General features: G+C 57.6%; 20 protein-coding genes and 1 pseudogene. 1 reads left to right on the top strand and 20 read right to left on the bottom strand.

What is annotated here, in order from left to right; all coding sequences use genetic code 11:
- Positions 1–68: 68 nt before the first annotated feature.
- From NUV48_07295 to NUV48_07260, 8 genes are all read right to left on the bottom strand, one after another.
- Positions 69–968 carry a tyrosine-type recombinase/integrase gene (locus tag NUV48_07295; protein MCR4441945.1) on the bottom strand — a complete coding sequence of 300 codons (900 nt, stop codon included), beginning with the start codon at positions 966–968 and terminating at the stop codon, positions 69–71.
- Between the two features lie 59 nt (positions 969–1,027).
- Positions 1,028–1,510 (bottom strand): metal-dependent hydrolase, encoded by a 483-nt coding sequence (locus NUV48_07290; GenBank protein ID MCR4441944.1) that lies wholly within the window; start codon positions 1,508–1,510, stop codon positions 1,028–1,030.
- Positions 1,511–1,865: 355 nt separating this feature from the next.
- Complete coding sequence (locus NUV48_07285; GenBank protein MCR4441943.1) at positions 1,866–2,057, bottom strand: hypothetical protein; 192 nt, start codon at positions 2,055–2,057, stop codon at positions 1,866–1,868.
- The gene (locus NUV48_07280) at positions 2,051–2,539 is read right to left on the bottom strand and encodes a hypothetical protein (protein MCR4441942.1); all 489 of its coding nucleotides are present in this window, start codon (positions 2,537–2,539) and stop codon (positions 2,051–2,053) included. Before NUV48_07280 ends, NUV48_07285 begins: the two co-directional genes overlap by 7 nt.
- A gap of 27 nt (positions 2,540–2,566) precedes the next feature.
- On the bottom strand, positions 2,567–2,920 hold the full coding sequence (locus NUV48_07275) for a hypothetical protein (GenBank protein ID MCR4441941.1): 354 nt from the start codon (positions 2,918–2,920) through the stop codon (positions 2,567–2,569).
- A 22-nt stretch (positions 2,921–2,942) separates the two neighbouring features.
- Complete coding sequence (locus NUV48_07270; protein MCR4441940.1) at positions 2,943–3,797, bottom strand: HNH endonuclease; 855 nt, start codon at positions 3,795–3,797, stop codon at positions 2,943–2,945.
- A 68-nt stretch (positions 3,798–3,865) separates the two neighbouring features.
- On the bottom strand, positions 3,866–5,989 hold the full coding sequence (locus NUV48_07265; protein MCR4441939.1) for an ATP-dependent RecD-like DNA helicase: 2,124 nt from the start codon (positions 5,987–5,989) through the stop codon (positions 3,866–3,868).
- A 260-nt stretch (positions 5,990–6,249) separates the two neighbouring features.
- Positions 6,250–7,194 (bottom strand): hypothetical protein, encoded by a 945-nt coding sequence (locus NUV48_07260; GenBank protein MCR4441938.1) that lies wholly within the window; start codon positions 7,192–7,194, stop codon positions 6,250–6,252.
- A gap of 182 nt (positions 7,195–7,376) precedes the next feature.
- Between NUV48_07260 and NUV48_07255 the strand changes: the two genes are divergently transcribed.
- Entirely contained in the window at positions 7,377–7,769 is a 393-nt protein-coding gene (locus NUV48_07255; protein MCR4441937.1) for a helix-turn-helix domain-containing protein, read from the top strand.
- A 217-nt stretch (positions 7,770–7,986) separates the two neighbouring features.
- Here NUV48_07255 and NUV48_07250 read toward each other — a convergent pair.
- From NUV48_07250 to NUV48_07195, 12 genes and pseudogenes are all read right to left on the bottom strand, one after another.
- Positions 7,987–8,466: pseudogene (locus NUV48_07250) on the bottom strand (4Fe-4S cluster-binding domain-containing protein).
- Complete coding sequence (locus NUV48_07245) at positions 8,439–8,735, bottom strand: hypothetical protein (GenBank protein MCR4441936.1); 297 nt, start codon at positions 8,733–8,735, stop codon at positions 8,439–8,441. Before NUV48_07245 ends, NUV48_07250 begins: the two are co-directional and overlap by 28 nt.
- Positions 8,722–9,234 carry a hypothetical protein gene (locus NUV48_07240; GenBank protein MCR4441935.1) on the bottom strand — a complete coding sequence of 171 codons (513 nt, stop codon included), beginning with the start codon at positions 9,232–9,234 and terminating at the stop codon, positions 8,722–8,724. Before NUV48_07240 ends, NUV48_07245 begins: the two co-directional genes overlap by 14 nt.
- A gap of 79 nt (positions 9,235–9,313) precedes the next feature.
- Complete coding sequence (locus NUV48_07235; GenBank protein ID MCR4441934.1) at positions 9,314–9,487, bottom strand: hypothetical protein; 174 nt, start codon at positions 9,485–9,487, stop codon at positions 9,314–9,316.
- A gap of 176 nt (positions 9,488–9,663) precedes the next feature.
- On the bottom strand, positions 9,664–9,879 hold the full coding sequence (locus tag NUV48_07230; protein ID MCR4441933.1) for a hypothetical protein: 216 nt from the start codon (positions 9,877–9,879) through the stop codon (positions 9,664–9,666).
- Between the two features lie 13 nt (positions 9,880–9,892).
- Positions 9,893–10,120 (bottom strand): hypothetical protein, encoded by a 228-nt coding sequence (locus NUV48_07225; GenBank protein ID MCR4441932.1) that lies wholly within the window; start codon positions 10,118–10,120, stop codon positions 9,893–9,895.
- Positions 10,121–10,224: 104 nt separating this feature from the next.
- Positions 10,225–10,674: a single-stranded DNA-binding protein gene (gene ssb, locus NUV48_07220; protein MCR4441931.1), complete on the bottom strand. Its 450-nt coding sequence runs from the start codon at positions 10,672–10,674 to the stop codon at positions 10,225–10,227.
- Between the two features lie 28 nt (positions 10,675–10,702).
- Positions 10,703–11,596: a hypothetical protein gene (locus tag NUV48_07215; GenBank protein ID MCR4441930.1), complete on the bottom strand. Its 894-nt coding sequence runs from the start codon at positions 11,594–11,596 to the stop codon at positions 10,703–10,705.
- A 231-nt stretch (positions 11,597–11,827) separates the two neighbouring features.
- A complete protein-coding gene (locus NUV48_07210; GenBank protein ID MCR4441929.1) occupies positions 11,828–12,940 on the bottom strand; it encodes a PD-(D/E)XK nuclease family protein in 1,113 nt (370 codons plus the stop codon).
- Between the two features lie 75 nt (positions 12,941–13,015).
- The gene (locus NUV48_07205; GenBank protein ID MCR4441928.1) at positions 13,016–13,987 is read right to left on the bottom strand and encodes a DUF3854 domain-containing protein; all 972 of its coding nucleotides are present in this window, start codon (positions 13,985–13,987) and stop codon (positions 13,016–13,018) included.
- Positions 13,988–14,001: 14 nt separating this feature from the next.
- Positions 14,002–15,960 (bottom strand): hypothetical protein, encoded by a 1,959-nt coding sequence (locus NUV48_07200; GenBank protein MCR4441927.1) that lies wholly within the window; start codon positions 15,958–15,960, stop codon positions 14,002–14,004.
- A 35-nt stretch (positions 15,961–15,995) separates the two neighbouring features.
- On the bottom strand, positions 15,996–17,396 hold the full coding sequence (locus NUV48_07195) for a MoxR family ATPase (GenBank protein ID MCR4441926.1): 1,401 nt from the start codon (positions 17,394–17,396) through the stop codon (positions 15,996–15,998).
- Positions 17,397–17,447: the final 51 nt, after the last annotated feature.

Below are 17,447 nucleotides of genomic sequence, written 5' to 3'. Positions count from 1 at the left end.
CTTGCCCGGTGGCTGAGGCTAGTCAACCAGAGGCTTACAAGCCTCGGACTTCAGTCCGGGGTGGTTGACTACTCCCACGCCAGCTTCTCTACCGCCGCCCCGAGGTCGGCCAGGCCCGGCCGGGTGTACCTGGAGGTGGTGTTCAGGTTCTCGTGCCCCGCGAGCGCAGCGATCCTATCCAGCGACTCCCCCTCGTCCACCAGCTTCTTACAGAAGGTGTGCCTCAACCGGTGAGGAGTCGCTTCTATTCCAGCAAGCCTGGCGAATTTCGCCAGGGCCTTCTCCGCCGCCCTCCGGGTCATCGGGCCGTTCTTGCCCGGAAAGAGCCAGTCGCCCTGAAGGTCCTTGAGGTAGTCGGCCAGGAAGTTTCTCACCGTCACGTTCAGGGGAACCTCGCGGTACTTGCCGCCCTTGCCACAGCGGACGCAGACGAAACCGGAGCGCTCCCTGATCACCACGTCGGCCACTTTTAGTGATACCGCCTCCGAAACCCTAAGCCCGGTGTGGTAAAGCAGTATCATTAGCGCCCGCTCTTTGCTATTCCCGTAACTCTGCACGGCCCTGAACAGCGCCCCCACTTCCTTGCGATCAAGCCACCTCGGGGCGTTTTTCTGCTCTTTCAGGCGCTTTATACCCCGGGACGGGTCGGATTGGACAACCCCGGCCTCCTTTGCCCAGGCGAAGAAGCTCCCGATGGCGTCCAGGGCGTTGTTCACCGTGGAAGGTTTGCGGTTTTTGTTCTGCAGATAACGCTTGTAGTCGGCCACGTCCAGCGGCGTTACCAGCGCCAGGTCCGAACTGCCGTAGGTCCCCTCCACCCAGGACAAGAACCGGCGCAGGTGGCCAAGATAGATGTCCGCCGTGCTGGGAGACAGGCCCCTCGCCAGCAGGCTTTCCCCGAACCTGGTAAACGTATCCATATAAATATCCATTCGACAATCATTCCCTCTTTCCTTTTGCGAACTCAAAAAGTGCCCTTAGCAGCGTCCGGAGGTATACCTTTTGCGTCCATTTTAGCCCTTTTGGTTCACAAAAGGTACATTTTGCGAACTACAGCAAGCCAGCAGACAGCTATCAAAAGCGCCGGCGACAGGACGATCTTTTCCAGGAAACCGCCGGTCGACACCAGCGACACCCCCACCCTCGCAGGTAACGGGTAGAAGGCATAGGTTCCTCCAGATAGACTGTCCAACAGGATGTGCGAGAGGTATCCCGCAAAGACCGCCTTCATCATCAGCGCCGGCGGCAAGATGTCGGTCGGGATAAAACAGGACGCAGCTGCAACCACCGCTGCGGCCAGGACGCTGTGGAACACGCCCCGGTGCCCAACGGTGAGTTTCAGTATCCAGGCCGCGGGGAATACCCTGCGCCCGACCTGGGAAAACGGCGAGTCAATGTCGGGCAAAAGCGCTGCCGCCGCCCCTACCGCCATAGCCGAAATAGCGGCAGACGGTTCGGATACCAGCAGGCCCGCCGCAGCGCCGCCTAGAACGTGTGTCCTCCAGAGCATAAAATCCCTCCTCAAAAAAAAGAGCCCCACGGACAATTCTGCCGCGAGGCTTGGGGAGGTGGTCATTGGTTTTTTTCAGGTGACGCCAACTCGGACGAGTGTAGCGCCTTTCGGATGAATCCCACGCCATTATGACCTCGCTGGTAAGAGGGTTCTCCTCCTGGACCCAGCGGATTTTTTCCTGGGGGATGTTCGGGGTGTTCAAAAGCCACGTTCTGAAACGCTGCCAATCCGATTTCCATTGTCACCCCATCAAGTCCTCTCTGTCCAGGGATGTGTATGAAGAACCTGAAGTTTTTTAAAGGGAATCCTTTCGGCAGGACGTGGCGGAGCATCTGCGCCGCAACGTAAAATACTACGCTCTAGAATTCTTCCACAGCACACGCAACGCTTTCCTGGCGGTGACGAAAACGTCGGGATATTCGTCGGGCTTCGGCTTTACCACCGCGGTCACGTTACAAACCCCCAGGGCGAACGTCGCGCCCGCAAAAAAGAAAGGCATCTGGAAGTCGAAACGCATCCTACGGTTTTCCAATTTGCTTACCATGAAGCATCCCCCCCTAACTGCCGCAACAGTAGCGCTTCCTGGAAACTGGTCCCCTGGCCAGAGAGTGTTTCCTTGGCTTTGGGCACAGGGAAACGAACCCTTCTGTTCGCGGAAAAACGCTTCTTCTTTCTGTCCCACGACAGCGACACTTCCTCGGTATTTTTCTCCATCCCAAAAAACCCAAGAAACCACCTGATTTTGTTGACAGGGAAGTTGTCGTACAGGATGTGGGGAATTATCAGCCTGACGACATCCGTCGCTATGTACTCGAACCGGCGAGCAACGCTCCCAACGCTTTCAGGTCGTTCGGAAATGGTCACTTGAACGTCGGGGTATCTTTCGGCCGACGGCTTGACCAGCACCGAAACATCGCATACCCCAACGTGATACCTGGTCAGATCAGCATTTTTTCCGGCGGGTATCATGTGTCCTAGAAAAAACGGCATCGGAAAGTCGAACCTTCCTGCCCAGAATTTTCGCATCTTCGATGGCTCCCTTCTGTTGTTGTATCAGGCGGTGTTGCTTTTCCGGTTGTACTGTTTGCGCGAATACCGGTTATGCTCGGAAATTCTGATGCTTTTCGGGTACCTGGGCTTGATCTCCTTCTCCCTTGCCCATCCCCGGTAGGTCCGATCCCCGAGGAAGGTGACAACTATAACCCTATCCGGCTCGAAAGAAGCATTTACCGACAACCCCTTATATTTTACCTCAAAATTTGAACAACCGTCACGGGAAGGCCGCTGGCAAACGCGCTGGCCCTTAACGACGATCTCGGCTAAAATCTGGCGGATGGTCTCCCTGGACACTTCTTTGCCCAGGAACATCTTTTTCGCATACTGGGTTATCGCGTGGTTTGAAACCATTACGTTCAGCTTAACCCCCCCTTTATGCAGCTGATGCGTCGATGATTTTCCGCAGCTCTGAATTCAGCCACCGAGCCGCTACGCCTCCGCGGGCGATTACCAGTCTGACTTCCTTGAGGACGGATTTCGCCCGTTCTATTTCTCTTTCTTTTTCCTTCAGGGCCTCTTTCTTGTGTTCTTCGGAGCCTTCTTCGTCGATTACCGCCTTCCGCAGCTGCCGGGTGCTCATTCCCTGATCGGCGGCCGTTTCGATCCAGCGAGCCGGGTCGGAGGTGTAGGCGGCGATCTTGTGGTGCGACCAGCTAAGTTCCGCCACCCGCGAACCTTCGTCGGGGAAGGCTTCGTAGACTTTGACCAGGACCCTTATCTGGGATGTACTTATGTTGGTCTGGGATGCCAGGTAGCCCGCCTTAACCCCTCTCGACATGGCGTGTTTCAAGGCTTTGCCCTGGAGGAACTGACACTCGTCGGTTTTCTGCTTGTGGTCTATGACGACCTGCAGCAGCTCATCCAGGCTCATCAGGTCGAATGGGTCTTTAGGGCCGGGAATCACGTCTTTTTCCATTTCGTGTTCGGGCGGAATTGAAAGGCCGATGGCCCCGTAAACCTGGCCTATGGTCTTTTGTTCCCTCTGGGCGACCAGGACGACCAGCTCGTGCTGAGGAATCTTGTACTCCTGGGCGTCGCGGTGGCAGTCGCCGCAAAGTTGGATTTGGTTTTCCCGGTTGTTACCGCCTCCGGCTCCCCTGGACTTGATGTGGTGAGGGTCGCCAAACGCCGGGCGGCCGCACCTTTCGCACGCGATTGACTTTACTTCGGCTATCTCTCTCCGCCCGTTCAGACGCACGGGTTTCTGAAGCATCAAGACGTTGCTCATAACGCCCCCTTTTTCCAAAGAAAAAACCGGGTGTTCCCGGTCAGGTTTTTGTTCGCCCGCTGTTAGTCTTACAGCAGCAGGGCGCTGAGGTCTTGCATCTCTTTCGTCCTGGGCCTGGACAGAAACGATATGCCGAGCAGCCGTTCCTGCAACCTGGTGTTGCGCATGACCGGCCGGTTGTTCCTAACGGCAATACCCAGGGCCTTTTTGGTCCCGATGACCACGAGCTTCTCCTTCGGCCTGGTCATCGCGGTATAGAGGAGGTTTCTGGCCAGCAGGACGTAGTGCTGGGCGGTCAAAACCATGACCACCGCCTTGTATTCGGAACCCTGGCTCTTGTGCGCGGTTATGGCGTATCCCAGGGCCACCTCGTCCAGCTCGTCCTGGTCGTAAATTACCTCGCGGTCGAAGTATTTGACCGTTACCTCCCCGTCCTCCTCCCCGACGATGACCCCCACGTCGCCGTTGGCGACCCCCTTGGCGTAGTTGTTCTTCGTCTGGATCACCCGGTCGCCTATCCTGAACTTCGTGCCCTCGATGACTCGACCGTCCCTGTTTAAGGCATCCTGGAGGAGGAGGTTGAGGTTCCTGGTGCCGGACTCGTGCTTCTTGCCCGGCGATATAACCTGAATGTCATCCCGGTCATACCCGCGCTCGATCAGCTTTCTCACGACCTCGACGGCGGTCGCGGCCGCCTCCTGGTACGAGTCGCGGTGGAGGAAAACGCAGTCGCGGTTGTTGAACTCCGGCATTCTGCCGTTTACCACCAGGTGAGCGTTGGACACTATGGATGAACCTTCAGCCTGGCGGAAGTTGTACTTCAACTCCACCCTGGGCAGCCCGGCGCTGATCAGGTCGGCCAGGATTCTGCCCGGCCCCACGCTGGGAAGCTGGTTATTATCTCCTACTAGGAGCACCTTGGCCCCCTTCTTGACGGCGGTGAAGAAGTTGTACGCCAGGTTCAGGTCGATCATGGATGCCTCGTCCACGATCAGCAGGTCGTGGGGCAACGGGTTTATGGAGCTGTACTCGGGCGGCCCGTCCGGTTTCATACCCAGCAGGGAGTGAAGCGTGACCGCGTTTATCCCGGTCGCCTCCCGGATACGCCCGGCCGCTCTCCCCGACAGGGCGGCAGCCCCTATCCTGCCGCCAGGGTGAAGTCGGGAAAAGACGTGATATATCGCCCGCAGGGTCTCGGTCTTGCCGGTGCCCGGCCCGCCCACCAGGAGCAGAAGGTCGTTGCCCACGATCTCCCGCACGGCCTGCCTCTGCTCGGCGGCCAGCGTCATACCCGTTCTGCTCTCGTACTCCTTGATTAGTCGAGAAACGTCAGGAGCTTTCCTCTTAATGGCCAGGCGTCTGATGCAATCCGCCAGGTTGCGCTCGGCGTGGTAGACGGTTTTGAAATACACAGCGCCGGCCTCGACGGTTATTCCCTCGGTCTCGGGGATGAGCTTCTTTACCACGTCATCGTCTACGTCGCACTTCAGCAGGGCGACTACCTTCTTTGCCAGCTCCCCCTCAAACAAAAAACAGTGGCCGCCTGCCATCGCCTCGCTCAAGACGTAGCATATCGCGGCCTTGATCCTAAAAGGAGAGTCTTTCTCGATACCGATTTTTATGGCGATTTTGTCCGCCGCCTCGAACCCGACCATCGAAAGCTCGGTCAGCAGGTAAGGGTTGAACCCTATCAGGTTGGCGGCGTTGGGGCCGAAGTGACGGTAAGCCTTCATCGCCGTATGCGCGGTGAGGCCGTAGGTCAAAAGCCTGGCCACCACTCGGTAGGACTCGAAGTTGTCGTTTATCTTACGGCAGATTCTCTGCGCCCGCTTTTCGGCTATCCCAGAAATGGGGAGCAGGCAGCCAGGCCCCTGCTCCAGTATGGTGGAGATGCAGTTTTCCCCGAGGCAGTCGACGATGTTTTGGGCGGTCACTTTGCCCACGAGGTTCCCCAGGTATCGGATTACCTCCGTGCGCTGGGTGGGGATGACCTTCTCCCAGGTCTCCACCTTGAACTGGCGGCCGTAGATGGGGTGAACGACCCACTGACCGCGGACGGTTATCTCCTCTTTTTCGCTTATGCCGAACATTGGGCCGGTTATCCTGATTGTTTCGCCGCGAGTCTTGAAGTTGGCGACCATGAAGTTGTCGCCGGAGTAGATTATTTTGGTCACTTGCCCGTTGATCTCCACCTACTGCCACCTCTCTTTCTTTAATTTGGGTTACGCGCGTAACTTTTAATTTGCCGGATACGCTAAAAAGGGTTTAAAATGATTATCAACACGTAAAAAAAGGTTGGGCTACGCCCACCCCCCAGGTTTCCTATTTGTTTGTCTCCCAGCGCGTAGCGCCCCTGTTGAGATTTCCAGCGCCTTGCGCATCTTGGGTTTTACAACTTAATCTTTTCTTGTATCGCGCCCGCGTTCCACGTTACCTTTGGCCCCCGAAAAGGCTATGTAATAGCAAACGCAACAACTCCTTCTATGAGAGGCGGCGCAGGTCCAGCCCGATTTTCTTTTGGGCCTCCCTTCACGCGTAGTAGGTCCAAAGGGAACTGGAAGAAGCGCTGCCCCCTTGTGATGACCTCGACGACGGGCGCACGCTTCTCCTCAAGGAACGCGCGGATTCGGTCTGAACATTTGACTCGTGCCTGGGGCTTTATGTTACAAAGGCGAAGGAGGTTTTTAACCTCCTTCCTGGACAATGGTTTCATGCTCAATACGCCAATTACCCCCGGGCGGCCCTTGAGCCAGTGGTATATTTCGGGGGTCATGGAGTAAGCCTGGACGAATATGTAACCTTTGATGGCGGTTTCGTAGCTCTCCTTGAAACCGTCTTTGGACATCGTTACCACTCTGGCGGTCGCGGCTATCGCCCCGGTGAGGAAATCGGGCAACTCCTGGCGTATGTAGTGAGCAACTTCTTCTTCCCTGCCCGTTAGCACCTGGACGACATACCAGTCGCCCTTTCCCGGAACCGCTGGCTTGCACCGAGGGTTGAGAGTTATGTTTAATTTAGCCTTAGAAGGCGGAGTGATGGCAGCAAGCACCTTTCTGAGTGCCGAGTGCCAGCTTTTCTTTACATCGCACGCGGTTACACCAAAATCCTTTGCGATGCTGAAAAAACCCATCCCTTTATCGTACACTCGATTGAATACAATCTTTTCGAAGGAGGTCAACCCATCGAGCCATCCAGGGAGCAGGGGCTCCCCGCCTGCAACACTAAGCTGGGACTCCGCATAACGAGCATTGTTGACTAAGGAGGACAAATGCCTGGCCTCAAAGTACATCCGCCTATTCTCGCGAAACAGATCGGTTCGGCCAAGAATTTGCTTCCTGTAATGACAGGCCGATCTTCTCGCTTGCTTGAGTTGTGCGAGAACCTCCAAAAAGGTCATTCGAGCGTCCTCACAATAGAACATTTTTGATGCTTAAAATTTTTTGTTATGTAAGTGTTTGTAATTACGTCTTTACGTATATAATATACTTAAGGCTTCCGGAGTGTCAATATTTTAATTTAGGTATTTTCCTTTTTTGACAACTGATAGTTACATAATGTTTTCGCAGATGGAGGTGCAACATGGGAGAGCGTAAAGAAAGGAGCCTGGAGAGGAGAAAATTGATGGGCCGCAGATTACGCGGTATGAGGGTGGCGCAGAACCTCAGTCTGGATGAGGTTGGTTCGCTGTTGGGTAAACAGCGGGCGGTTATGTCTCTCTACGAAACTGCAAAGAGAGCAATAGATTTTGATGTCTTTGTAGAGTATTGTAAATTGCTAAACGTAAGCGCAGACTACATCCTCGGTATTATAGATGAGCCGAGGCCAATTCAAGACCCCAAAAAAATAGTCGTAGACAAGGAAGTAAGTTTTGATGAAATGCCACGGGGACTCCAGAGAGTGTTAATCTCGCTTGGCAGGCTAGTTTTAGAGGAAAAAAAAGAGGATGGGAACATTACGAGAAAAAAAGGGTAGCTTATCGTTTTGCAGGACAGTGGGCCTCGCGGCCCGACCCACTATCCCTTCCACCTCCTGGTGTTGTTTTAGGGGCCTGCCGCGCGGCCGTCTTTCGGTTTTAAACCGTACTCATTTCAAGGGTTTTGCCCATAGCCTCCTCCAGGGCCGTAATCGCCTTTGTAGGCAGTGGCGGGCCGTAGCTTGGCGGTTCCCACAGAACCGCAGCGTTAGCTTCCAGGGAGCGCTTGACGTCGATTATCCGCTGGTTTTTGGAACCGCGGTGCGCCAGGTTCAAGTGGCGCTGCGCCTCGATGTACGGGCCATCGACAATAAGCCAGCTGGCTTCGATCAGAGCTTTAAACCCCTGATCGCTTTCGGCGATTCTGACGAGCTGCTCCCAGGTGAAGCCCGTATAGGTTACAACGTCGAAGCCCATACTGTTTATCTTCCTGGCCAGCGTTGCCGCCTCGGCAGCCTGGAAGAACGGATCACCGCCGGAGAGAGTCACCCCCCGCAGGTGGGAAAAGTCGAGATAGGAAACGATCTCGTCAACCATCATCTCCACCCCGCCGTCCATAGGATGAGTCTCGGGGTTGTGGCAGCCAGGACATTTGTGCTTGCACCCTTGGAAGTACACGACCGCCCTGATGCCAGGCCCGTCAACGATGCTTCCCTTCGATATGCCAGCTATTCGCATGTTTCCCTCCTTCCCCATACCTTGGCCTCTGCCAGGAACGCCTCCGGGTCCAGGACGACGATAACCGCTCTCCTGGCACCGAAAGCGTCAAAAAAGAAGACACTCGTTTTTGAACCCATATATTCCTCTATAATGAGTCTGCCTTCTAACTCAAAGGCGATGAGGAACACACGCATCTCTGGAGCAAATAGCTCGCCGAATAGAACCGAGCCAATGTTTTTGGCAACCCCGCCAGTTTTACTAATCGCTTCTTGCAATAGGGGGAGAATCTGCTTACACCGCCCCATAAATTTCCCCCCCGAGCGAGCCGAAGTTTTTCCAGTTCCGGACAGGTATGATCCGATCTCCCCGGATGCCTTCGTTGTATTCCCACTGGTAGACCAGGATCGGGACGCCGAGAGACTTCAAACCCTTTACCACCACGGGGTCGTCCTCCGCAATGAGAGAAGGTTTCTTCTCCTGGAGGACCCTAATTTTCTCCTCCCGTGAGCAGAAGATCACCTCTCCCTTCGGGAACCCGTGGCACTTGAGCCACGAGCGGGTCACCAGCTCCGACCGCTTGGGCCGGCTGGTGACGTAGGTGACGCCGCCGTACACCGCCGCGAGCCGGTTGACGGTCTGGGCCGCGTGGTCAAGAGGCTCGGCATCGCGGAAGATAGACAACCCTTCCGCTGATGTCCAAAAATCCTCGGGAATCGGAAGTATCCTATACCTGTCGCCGCCGAACCGCGCTTTGACCAGCGGGTTGACGTTGGCGACGGTGTTGCATATGTCGAAGCAGATCATGGAATCATCCCCCTCTCGAGTCTTGAGTGCTTAATCACGGGGCTTTTTTAAGTTACGGGCCGTGCCCGTATGGCCGTATTCAGGCCGCTTTTTTACGCCTGGCCCTGCGGGCGCCGATCCTCCTCTCAAGCCTCACCGCCTTCTCCCTCGACTCGCTGATTAAACCAGGGCCGAGAAACAGCAGACAGGCAGCGATGGCGTAAGGGACGATCACCCACAGAACCAGGAGGTAATCCATGCAAAACTGCTTCATGGAGTCCCCCCGCGAACGGCGGGGGTTAGCCCCCCTCAGCCGTCCGAGGGAGGCTTCACCTCCTCGATTATTTTTCGGTTTCCTCTTGTGGCTGGTAGTTGCTGATGAATTCAGCGCACAATCCCAGCATTATCAGGAAGGGAAGCAGGTGAAGTATTATGGATATTAACATTTGTTCAACCCCTCCTTACCTGTTTAAGTTTCGAGTAGGCAAGACACCCCAGTATGGCCAGCTCCCCGACCTGCGCCATCTCCTTCTCGATGAAGGTGCGGTTGGCCTCCAGAAAACGGGCCGCCTGCTCCTCCGACATATCGGGCTTTAAGCGGAGGACATCCTGGGCAGTAAAGGAAACTTCCACCCGGGAGAAGATTTTCAGCGATTGTGCGCCCATCTAAACCCCCTCCTCACGAGGCGCGGCGAGCAGGGAACGCCTTCTTCAAGGCAACCCGACACTCAGAACAGTCGCAGGAGACGAAGCTCCCGGACCGGTGTTCCCCATCCTGGTCAACGAGAATGGCCCTGATGCCGGAGGATTTGTAGAGCGCCAATTTAGCGTAGGCCCTGCCGTCCGGCAGGTTGTGCTCGACCGGCACCAGCCGGCCGCCTATGCCGACGATGGCCACCAATTTCATATCCGTTACCTCCTTTGGAGTTAAAAGTTTTGCAAAAACAAAGGAGATCCCCGGGGCCTTAAAATCCCCTTTGGGACCTCCTCGTTTTGCAAAGTATTCAGCGTCTAGAAAGGAACCTGGTCCCAGTCGATCGGGCCTTCGTCCTCAGCGGGCGAAGAATCAGGCGCAGAACCGTTTTCCTTCTTGGGGCTGGGGCCGAAGCGTACCTTCTCGGCCTGGACGTGCTTTTTGACTCGCTTCTGGCCGTCCTTCTCGTAGTATTCGGGAATTTCCTGTCCCACCACGAGTACCAAGCGGCCTTTTTTCAAGAAACTGCCGCAGGTTTCGGCGAGCTTTCCCCAGGCCACGACGTCGGTGAAAAGAACCAGGTCCTTCGTCGGGTGAGGAATGTTGGTGGCGATGGTGAAGGTGCACTTGACGAGTTCGCCGCCATCTTTGCCAGGGAAAACCCTCACCTCCGGGTCTTTGGTCAGGTTCCCCAGGCGGATCACCTCGTTCAGGTAAAGGCCACCCTTCTTTTTGCCGTTGTTTTCCGCCGTCTGTTTTTCTGTCATTCGTTTCGCTCCTTTCAAGCGTTTTGTTTTATGCGGCCAGTTTCTTCTTGACCAACTGGCCTACTTTTTCTACCCTCACCAAGACTTCGGTAAACTCGGTGAGCAGCGCCTCGCCGTTGATGCGGGCGCTTTCTCGGAGAGCGTTCACCCTCGACGAGAGGGCCATGACTTCGGCCACGTTCTTTGCGTCCCCGAGAGCTGCAACCAGGGCATCCGCCTCCTCCATAAGCGCCGCCGCCATCTTTTCTCTCAAAGAGGCGCGGGCTTTGGGTTTGCTGGCGACCTCCAGGACGTCTGGTTCGCAGCCGAGGTCGCGCATGAGGCCCTCCAGCCTGGCGCACACCTCCATCTTCCCCAGGGGGACGAAGAACCCGCCGTTCTTGCGGAACTTCTGCCCGTGGCACTCGTTTTTGGCGATGGTGCGGAACATATCCCGCACGACGCCCACGGAATAGGTGTCCTGCCACTCTAAAAAGTTCCTGCGGATGGTTTCGCAGATGCCGGACAGGCTCTCGTTCTCCCCCTCGAAGGTGAGCTTGCCATAGTCCTTGTCGTAGACCGCCCGGGCGATCTCCGGGTGCCGGAGCTCCACGTTTTTCGCGTCCCTTTCCCGACGAGTGATGTGGCGAACGCAGACCTTGGCGTCGTTCCTGGTGCCGGATACCAGGATGTCGACGTACACCCCGTCCTCTCCCCCGTCTTTCTGCTTCTTCCTCTCCACGCTGGAGCAGGCGGTTTTGAAGATGTCCACCCTGCTCGGCGGCGGAGGGAGATATAAGTCGACGGAGAAGCCGTGCTTTTCGAGCGCCCGCCGGATGTCCTCCCGGTGGTAGCGCTTGTGCTCGTCGGCGTTGAACCAAACGAGAGCGCCCAGGGTGGACGGCTCGGCGAGCAGAGCGGTGAAATCGATTCCACCAGCCATTTTTCAGACCTCCTTTTTTCGCGTCCCGTCCAAGCGAGACGTTTGGTTCGCCCGAAGGCGTGCGGAGCTTTCGCTCCCGTTTTTCACCTCCTGTTTTTGAGTCGGCTTGGTTCGCGCTCCTGGCGCGTTTAATGAATTTATTTACCAGGAACCCTGGAATTGGACGTTTCCTCACCGCCCGACCAATCAGGCGGTCAGGGAACGCCCAGACCAGGCTGGGCGTTTTAAAAGTCAGCCTTTCCCGTTCCGGGAGAACTTCGACTTCACCCCGAAACGGGGGGTCGAAGGCTTGACCTTCACCACGGCGTCAAGGCCGCGGGAAAGGTGTTTCTTCACTCCCCGGTAGTTGATCGAAAGCACTTCCGCCAGCGGAAGGCCGTTCTCGATGCAGAAGTCCAGGACCCTGGCCACGTCGAACTCGTACTCGTTGGACGGGGAAAAGTCGTACACCTTCCCCTCCCCGCCTTCCGCCTCGATCGGCACCGGAGCGCCGGTCGCTTCGACGTAGGCCCTTAATAGCATCTCAAGCTCGGAAACCCGCTCTTTCATCTGGAAGGCTTCGCTGGCCAGCCGGGTCGCTTCTTTGAGGGAGCGCGGGCAGCGCTTGCCCTCGATGGGGCAGGTGTCGCGGAACCCGCAGTATTTGCAGTGTTCGCACTCCGCCGCCGGCCACTCATTTTTTAGGGCGGCGTCGTAAATCCTTTTGACCTGCTTTCGCGCCCACTCCAGGGCCGCCTCGATGCGGCCGCGATCGATGGGCGTCTCCGCCCACTCGTCGAACCGCAGGAAGTGCAGCACGCCTGTCCCCTCGTCAAGCCCCAGGCCCCAGAAGTAAAGCGGCAGCTGGTGAGTCCTGGCGGGGTTGAAGTAGACCCCGGTCTTTAGGTCAACCACCTTCGGGTCGAAGGGGTTCATCTCCAGACGGTCTACGCGCCCGTTCATACGGACAACGTGGCCGTCGATTTCGAGAAGTTCCCTCACGAAGGTCTTTTCGACCTCAACCTCGAAGCGCTTTTCCACCCTGGCCAGGGCGTTTCGGGCCATGTAGACCGCCTCGCCGATGCGGTATCCCGGCACCAGCGGGTACTTCTCCGCGATCGCGTCGGCGAACCTCGACGGGTCGATCTCCTCCATGATGCTCCGCTCGGCCAGCTCGTGGACGAACCCCCCGAACTGGGCGGCCTCGGTCTCCTCCTCCGGCCGTTCCAGCACGTACCTCTCGCGGAAAGCGTGCAGGCAGTCGGCCAGGGTGAGTCGGGAGAAGGATACCCCCTTGCCCTCGTTCTCCAGAACCTTCTCGACGATCTCCCGGGCGGATAACCCGGCGGAAATTGTTTCAGACATTTAGGCTCCCCTTGCCAGGGGCGGGAGGGTTCTCCCCCCGCCTGCTGGTAGGGGGATTCACCTCCCCTTTTTAAGTTAAGCTGGAATCAGCTTTATTTTTTCTCCGGCTACCAGGGCGTCGTCGATGCCCTTGTAGCTGGGGTTCCACTCGGCCAGGCAGACCTTGACGCCGCTTCTTTTAAGCTCGTCGGCGAGCATCTTCTTGTGCCGCTCGACGATGCGGCGCACCCCCGCCTTCTCGTCCTGGTCGTAGAAGATCACGACCTTCTCGGTCGGGACGGGAAGGATCGACCGCCAGTTCGAGACCCCGGGAGCCGACACGAACACGATCCCCAGCCGGTCGGCGGCGATGTCGGCCTTGATTTCGCCCTCGGTTATGCCGAGGATGTCCTGCCGTTTCAGGGTTTTCGGGAAAGCCCAGTGCGCTGGCAGTCCTGGCGATGCGCCGCCACGCCTTCGGACGCTGGAGACCAACTGGTAGCGCCCGCGGGCGTTCGGGTCGTCCCTTCTGACCTTTAAGGCGACGATCCTGCCCTCCCGGTCTTTAACGGGTATCAGGATGCCCCGGGGAGCGTAGAACGACCAGCCCCTTTTCACGGGGTAGAACCCGGGCACCCCCTCCGGCTCCCCCACCCTGGCGACCAGTTCCCGCACCAGCTCGCAGGCTCCCAGCGGGTCGAGCAAGTAAGACCGGTATCCGCGCCGCTCCTGGTCCTCCTGACCCATGCCCCTCCCCAGCATGTGCTCCTGGTGCTTCCAGGGGAGAAGTTTCAACCAGGTCGAGTACACCCGGTTGAGCCTCTCCGGTCTGGCCAGGCCCACGGTCTGGGGAAAGGTTTCGCTGTCAGCGGGCGCTGTTTGAATTGGCGGAACCACCTGAAGCGAGGCCCAGGACGTGAACCAACCGCCGTTTGAGGTGGGTTTGCCGTTCTCCGTCCGCATACAGACCACGCCGCGCTCGTTGTACCCGCACCAGTGATCCTGCCCGCAGCAGGGACAGCGGGAGTTCCGGTCCACTTCGTACCATCCGTTTCTCCTTGGCGGCATCGTCATCCCCCCTCTCACTTGAAACGCGACAGCAGCTGGCGCATTTTGTACGCGATCTGGTCGGGCAGGCGGTCGAAATCCTCCACTATCAGGAGGTTCGGGTAGATGAACATGGCCGCCTCCTGGTCGGAACCATCCTTGCTCACCAGCACGCCCTGGACGATCAGCCCGCGTTTGGTCGCCTCCTTGACCGCCGGGCGGGTGTCGTTGACACCGCGACTGTGCTTATAGCTGTCGTAGGCGTGGGCCGGATAGCCGTCGCTCAGCACGAAAAGGATGCGGACTTTTTCCCTTCGGCGGAGGAGTTCATTGGCTGCGACCCTTATGCTGTACCCGTCGCGGTTGTCCCCGTCGGGAAAGATCGATGGGATGCGGCTGAAGTCGCTGCTGCCCCAGTCGACAATGCGGCGGTGGGAGACTTGCGGGCCGTACAACAAGGCGGAGAAGGAAACCGCCGCGAACGGCACCCTGAGCAGCGAGAACGCTTCTGCGAGTATGGCGGTGGCTTTTTGAGCGTGGAGATATTTTCCCACATGACTCATCGACCCACTCTGGTCGATGAGGAAGAACACCGCCACGTCCAGCCTGTGCGAAGGCTGGTTTCTCCGCTCGAACACCGCGTCGTCACCGAGTTTGGGCAGCCGCCAGACCTCCGACGGGTCGAGCGAACCGCGCCGCAAACCCGACATCGTATCCTCGCGCCGCGGGGTGAACAGGGGTTTTAATAGTCTGGCCAGCCTTCGCGCGAGGGGCATGATTTTAGCCTGGATTTCGCTCTGATACTTGCTTGGCATAGATTTGCCAGGGGTTTCTACGAGCCTTATCCCGAGGTTTACATCCCCCAGCGGGATTTCCTCGTATTTGTTTTTGTCTTTCTCAAGCGCCAGCAGCCCGGAGATTTCTTTCTCCGCGCCCGCCAGCAGCTCCGTCATTTCTTCTTCGGTCAGGGTGTCGGGAGAACAGGCGGCCGAATCGGGTTTATCTTTGTCCGACCCGGGGCCTTTTTCGGCTCTCGGGGGTTCGCCGAAGCCGGTACTCCCTTCATCACCTGCAGAGGAGTCGTCGGAATCGCCGAAGCCGTCCCCGTCATCATCCGAAGGATCGCCGGAGATGCCCGAAGATTCGTCAGCGTCCCCCTCGGAATCTCCCGGAGAGGAACCATCGGAATCGTCATCCCCGTCCGCCCGTTTATCCTCCGCTGAGCCGTCCTTTTTCTCGTCGGAAGATTTCTTCGTGCGCTCAACGGTGGATTCAGCCTGTTTCTTATCTCCCGAGCCTTTTTTCTCGGGCTTCTTCGCCCTGAGTTCCCGGGCCTGCTCCGCAAGCTCCCCGGGAGCATCCTTCCCCTCGGTTTTGGGGAAGTCGGGCTTGCCGAAATCAATATCCTTCGGGTCTATGAGGTGCTTGGAGATTACGCGCGTAATTTCCGCAGCGCACTCCATGCACTCCCTGCAGGACCCGGAAGTTACCCCCCGGTCGAGGAGTTCCTGCACGCCGTCTAAAATCTCAGCGTGCTCCGGCTTTAAGCCCTTTATGTCTTTCCCGAGCGTGGCCCTGGAGATTAGGGACGCCAGCAGGTCTTTTTTTATGTCGCCGCTGGCCTCCTGCCGCTGCCAGTTCTCCTCGTTGACGAACCCTATCCACTTCCTGGTGCCAGGGCGGTCGAGAGTCCCCAGAAGCTCGATTCTACCGTCCTCCAGGATGTTGCTGACAATCGCCCCAAGGCTTTGAAGGCCCGGCGGCAGGGACTTGATCATCTTCTCTCTGGCCCTGAAATCCGACCAGAGGCAGTGGTAGACCTCGTGGTGCAGGAGGGCCAGCAGCCTCACCCAGATTTTCGCGGGAGAGTCGTTCCCGGCGAGCCTGGGGTCGATGGAGATGGTTTTGCCGTCGGTGTGCGCCGCCCCGTCTGACGCGATCTTCACCACGCAGTTGGAACGGGTGATGATCTGGGCCAGCCGCTGGAGCCTCAAGCGGACGGTTTCGGCGGAGAATATGTCCCTCACCATCAATCACCGCCCTTTTCCTTAAAGACCCCGTCGATCAAGTCGTCGATGGTCTTTCGGTCCTCGGAAAGCTCCTTCGACTCCAGGATTTTGTTGGAAATCCCGGCGCGGAGGCAAACCTCGATTGGGATCGCACCGCCGCTCATTATATACAGGTCTACGGCGTCGATGATGCCGCGGAAGGAAATCCCCCGGGAACTGTCGAGCCGCCGGTTCCCGACCGCTTCCATGAGGTCGCCGAACACCTTGCATAACTGTTTCACGAGAACCTTGTCCTCGGGGAGCATCTCGTCGAGAATTTCTTTTAACGCTTCGGGGTCGTAGGTGGTCTCCCAGGCCACCGTGCGGTCGAAGGTGGACTCGTTGGTCCCAAAAAGGCCCTCGTACCCGGTGTTGGTCAGGTAGATCACCATGAACCCGTCTCTGGCTTTTATCGTCCCGTGCCCCGGGATGTAGATGGAGCGCCGGCTGTCGGTGGCCGGGTTTATGCTGACCAGCACCTCCGGCTTGATGGCGGCGGCCTCGTTGATGACGAGAATTCTTCCCTCCATCATCGCCCGGGGCAGAACGCCCAGTTCCCGGTAGGTCTTGAAGGACCCGTCGCCCTTCCCCTCGGCCTCCCTGGAGTACAAAAGGTCGTCCTTGCCCGCGATCTCCGAGTAGCCGGAGATCATCAGCGGAACGGCCCCGAGACACCAGCAGAGAGTGCTCACGAGGGTATCTTTACCAGTGCTCTTGTGCCCCCAGAAAACGATGTTCTTCTGGAGCAGCGCCGCCACCAGGCCGAACTGGACGGTCTGGCGGCCGCGGTAGAGCCGCTCGGGCTTCGGAGGACAGTCCTTTCTCCGGTTGGCCAGCACCTTCGAGATGATTTCCCCGGGTATACCCTCGCGCTTTAAGTATTCGTAGACATCGAAGATGTCGGGGTCGGTGAAGTCGAAATACAGCATTGCGGGTTTCACGGGTTTCTCGGGCTTCACGGGTTTCTCGGGTTCTTTCGGTTCGCTTTTGGCCCCGGCGAACACGGCCTTCTTGAAGTCGCCAGGTCGCCGGATGGTCCGCGGAGATATATCCTGGGTGTAGGTCAGACCAGAAGGCTCCTGGGCGACCGAGATGACCTGATTCGGGGGCTTACCCTCCAGGTGTTTCTCCACCATGTAGCCGTAGGCCAGATGGCGGCAGGTCGTGGACGGGTTTTTCAGCGCCTCGCAGAAGTGCTCCACGCGGGGGATTTCCCCGGGGATATACTTCAGGAGCCGGTTTTCGCCCGAGCTGCTCACGTACTCGATGACGTAGTACATGGGGTCGGCGTTTATTCCCACACCGGTCACCTTGCCGCTCGCGAAATCCTCGTCTGCCTTCTTAATGCTGTTGCCGCTCAGTATTTTTACGAGTTCGGGCATTGCCCGCACCTCCCGTTAGAGGTTTTTTAAAGCAAAAAAAGGGAGACCAAA

It is taken from the genome of Peptococcaceae bacterium, from assembly GCA_024655825.1.
In the GTDB taxonomy this organism is placed as follows: domain Bacteria; phylum Bacillota; class Peptococcia; order DRI-13; family PHAD01; genus JANLFJ01.
This window is presented reverse-complemented; position numbering and strand designations above follow the sequence as displayed.

Coding starts and splice junctions, on each gene's coding strand:
- NUV48_07290 (MCR4441944.1), bottom strand. CDS start 1,510: ATGCTCTGGAGGACACACGTTCTAGGCGGCGCTGCGGCGGGCCTGCTG.
- NUV48_07285 (MCR4441943.1), bottom strand. CDS start 2,057: ATGGTAAGCAAATTGGAAAACCGTAGGATGCGTTTCGACTTCCAGATG.
- NUV48_07280 (MCR4441942.1), bottom strand. CDS start 2,539: ATGCGAAAATTCTGGGCAGGAAGGTTCGACTTTCCGATGCCGTTTTTT.
- NUV48_07275 (MCR4441941.1), bottom strand. CDS start 2,920: ATGGTTTCAAACCACGCGATAACCCAGTATGCGAAAAAGATGTTCCTG.
- NUV48_07270 (MCR4441940.1), bottom strand. CDS start 3,797: ATGAGCAACGTCTTGATGCTTCAGAAACCCGTGCGTCTGAACGGGCGG.
- NUV48_07260 (MCR4441938.1), bottom strand. CDS start 7,194: ATGACCTTTTTGGAGGTTCTCGCACAACTCAAGCAAGCGAGAAGATCG.
- NUV48_07255 (MCR4441937.1), top strand. CDS start 7,377: ATGGGAGAGCGTAAAGAAAGGAGCCTGGAGAGGAGAAAATTGATGGGC.
- NUV48_07245 (MCR4441936.1), bottom strand. CDS start 8,735: ATGGGGCGGTGTAAGCAGATTCTCCCCCTATTGCAAGAAGCGATTAGT.
- NUV48_07240 (MCR4441935.1), bottom strand. CDS start 9,234: ATGATCTGCTTCGACATATGCAACACCGTCGCCAACGTCAACCCGCTG.
- NUV48_07235 (MCR4441934.1), bottom strand. CDS start 9,487: ATGAAGCAGTTTTGCATGGATTACCTCCTGGTTCTGTGGGTGATCGTC.
- NUV48_07230 (MCR4441933.1), bottom strand. CDS start 9,879: ATGGGCGCACAATCGCTGAAAATCTTCTCCCGGGTGGAAGTTTCCTTT.
- NUV48_07225 (MCR4441932.1), bottom strand. CDS start 10,120: ATGAAATTGGTGGCCATCGTCGGCATAGGCGGCCGGCTGGTGCCGGTC.
- ssb (MCR4441931.1), bottom strand. CDS start 10,674: ATGACAGAAAAACAGACGGCGGAAAACAACGGCAAAAAGAAGGGTGGC.
- NUV48_07215 (MCR4441930.1), bottom strand. CDS start 11,596: ATGGCTGGTGGAATCGATTTCACCGCTCTGCTCGCCGAGCCGTCCACC.
- NUV48_07210 (MCR4441929.1), bottom strand. CDS start 12,940: ATGTCTGAAACAATTTCCGCCGGGTTATCCGCCCGGGAGATCGTCGAG.
- NUV48_07205 (MCR4441928.1), bottom strand. CDS start 13,987: ATGCCGCCAAGGAGAAACGGATGGTACGAAGTGGACCGGAACTCCCGC.
- NUV48_07195 (MCR4441926.1), bottom strand. CDS start 17,396: ATGCCCGAACTCGTAAAAATACTGAGCGGCAACAGCATTAAGAAGGCA.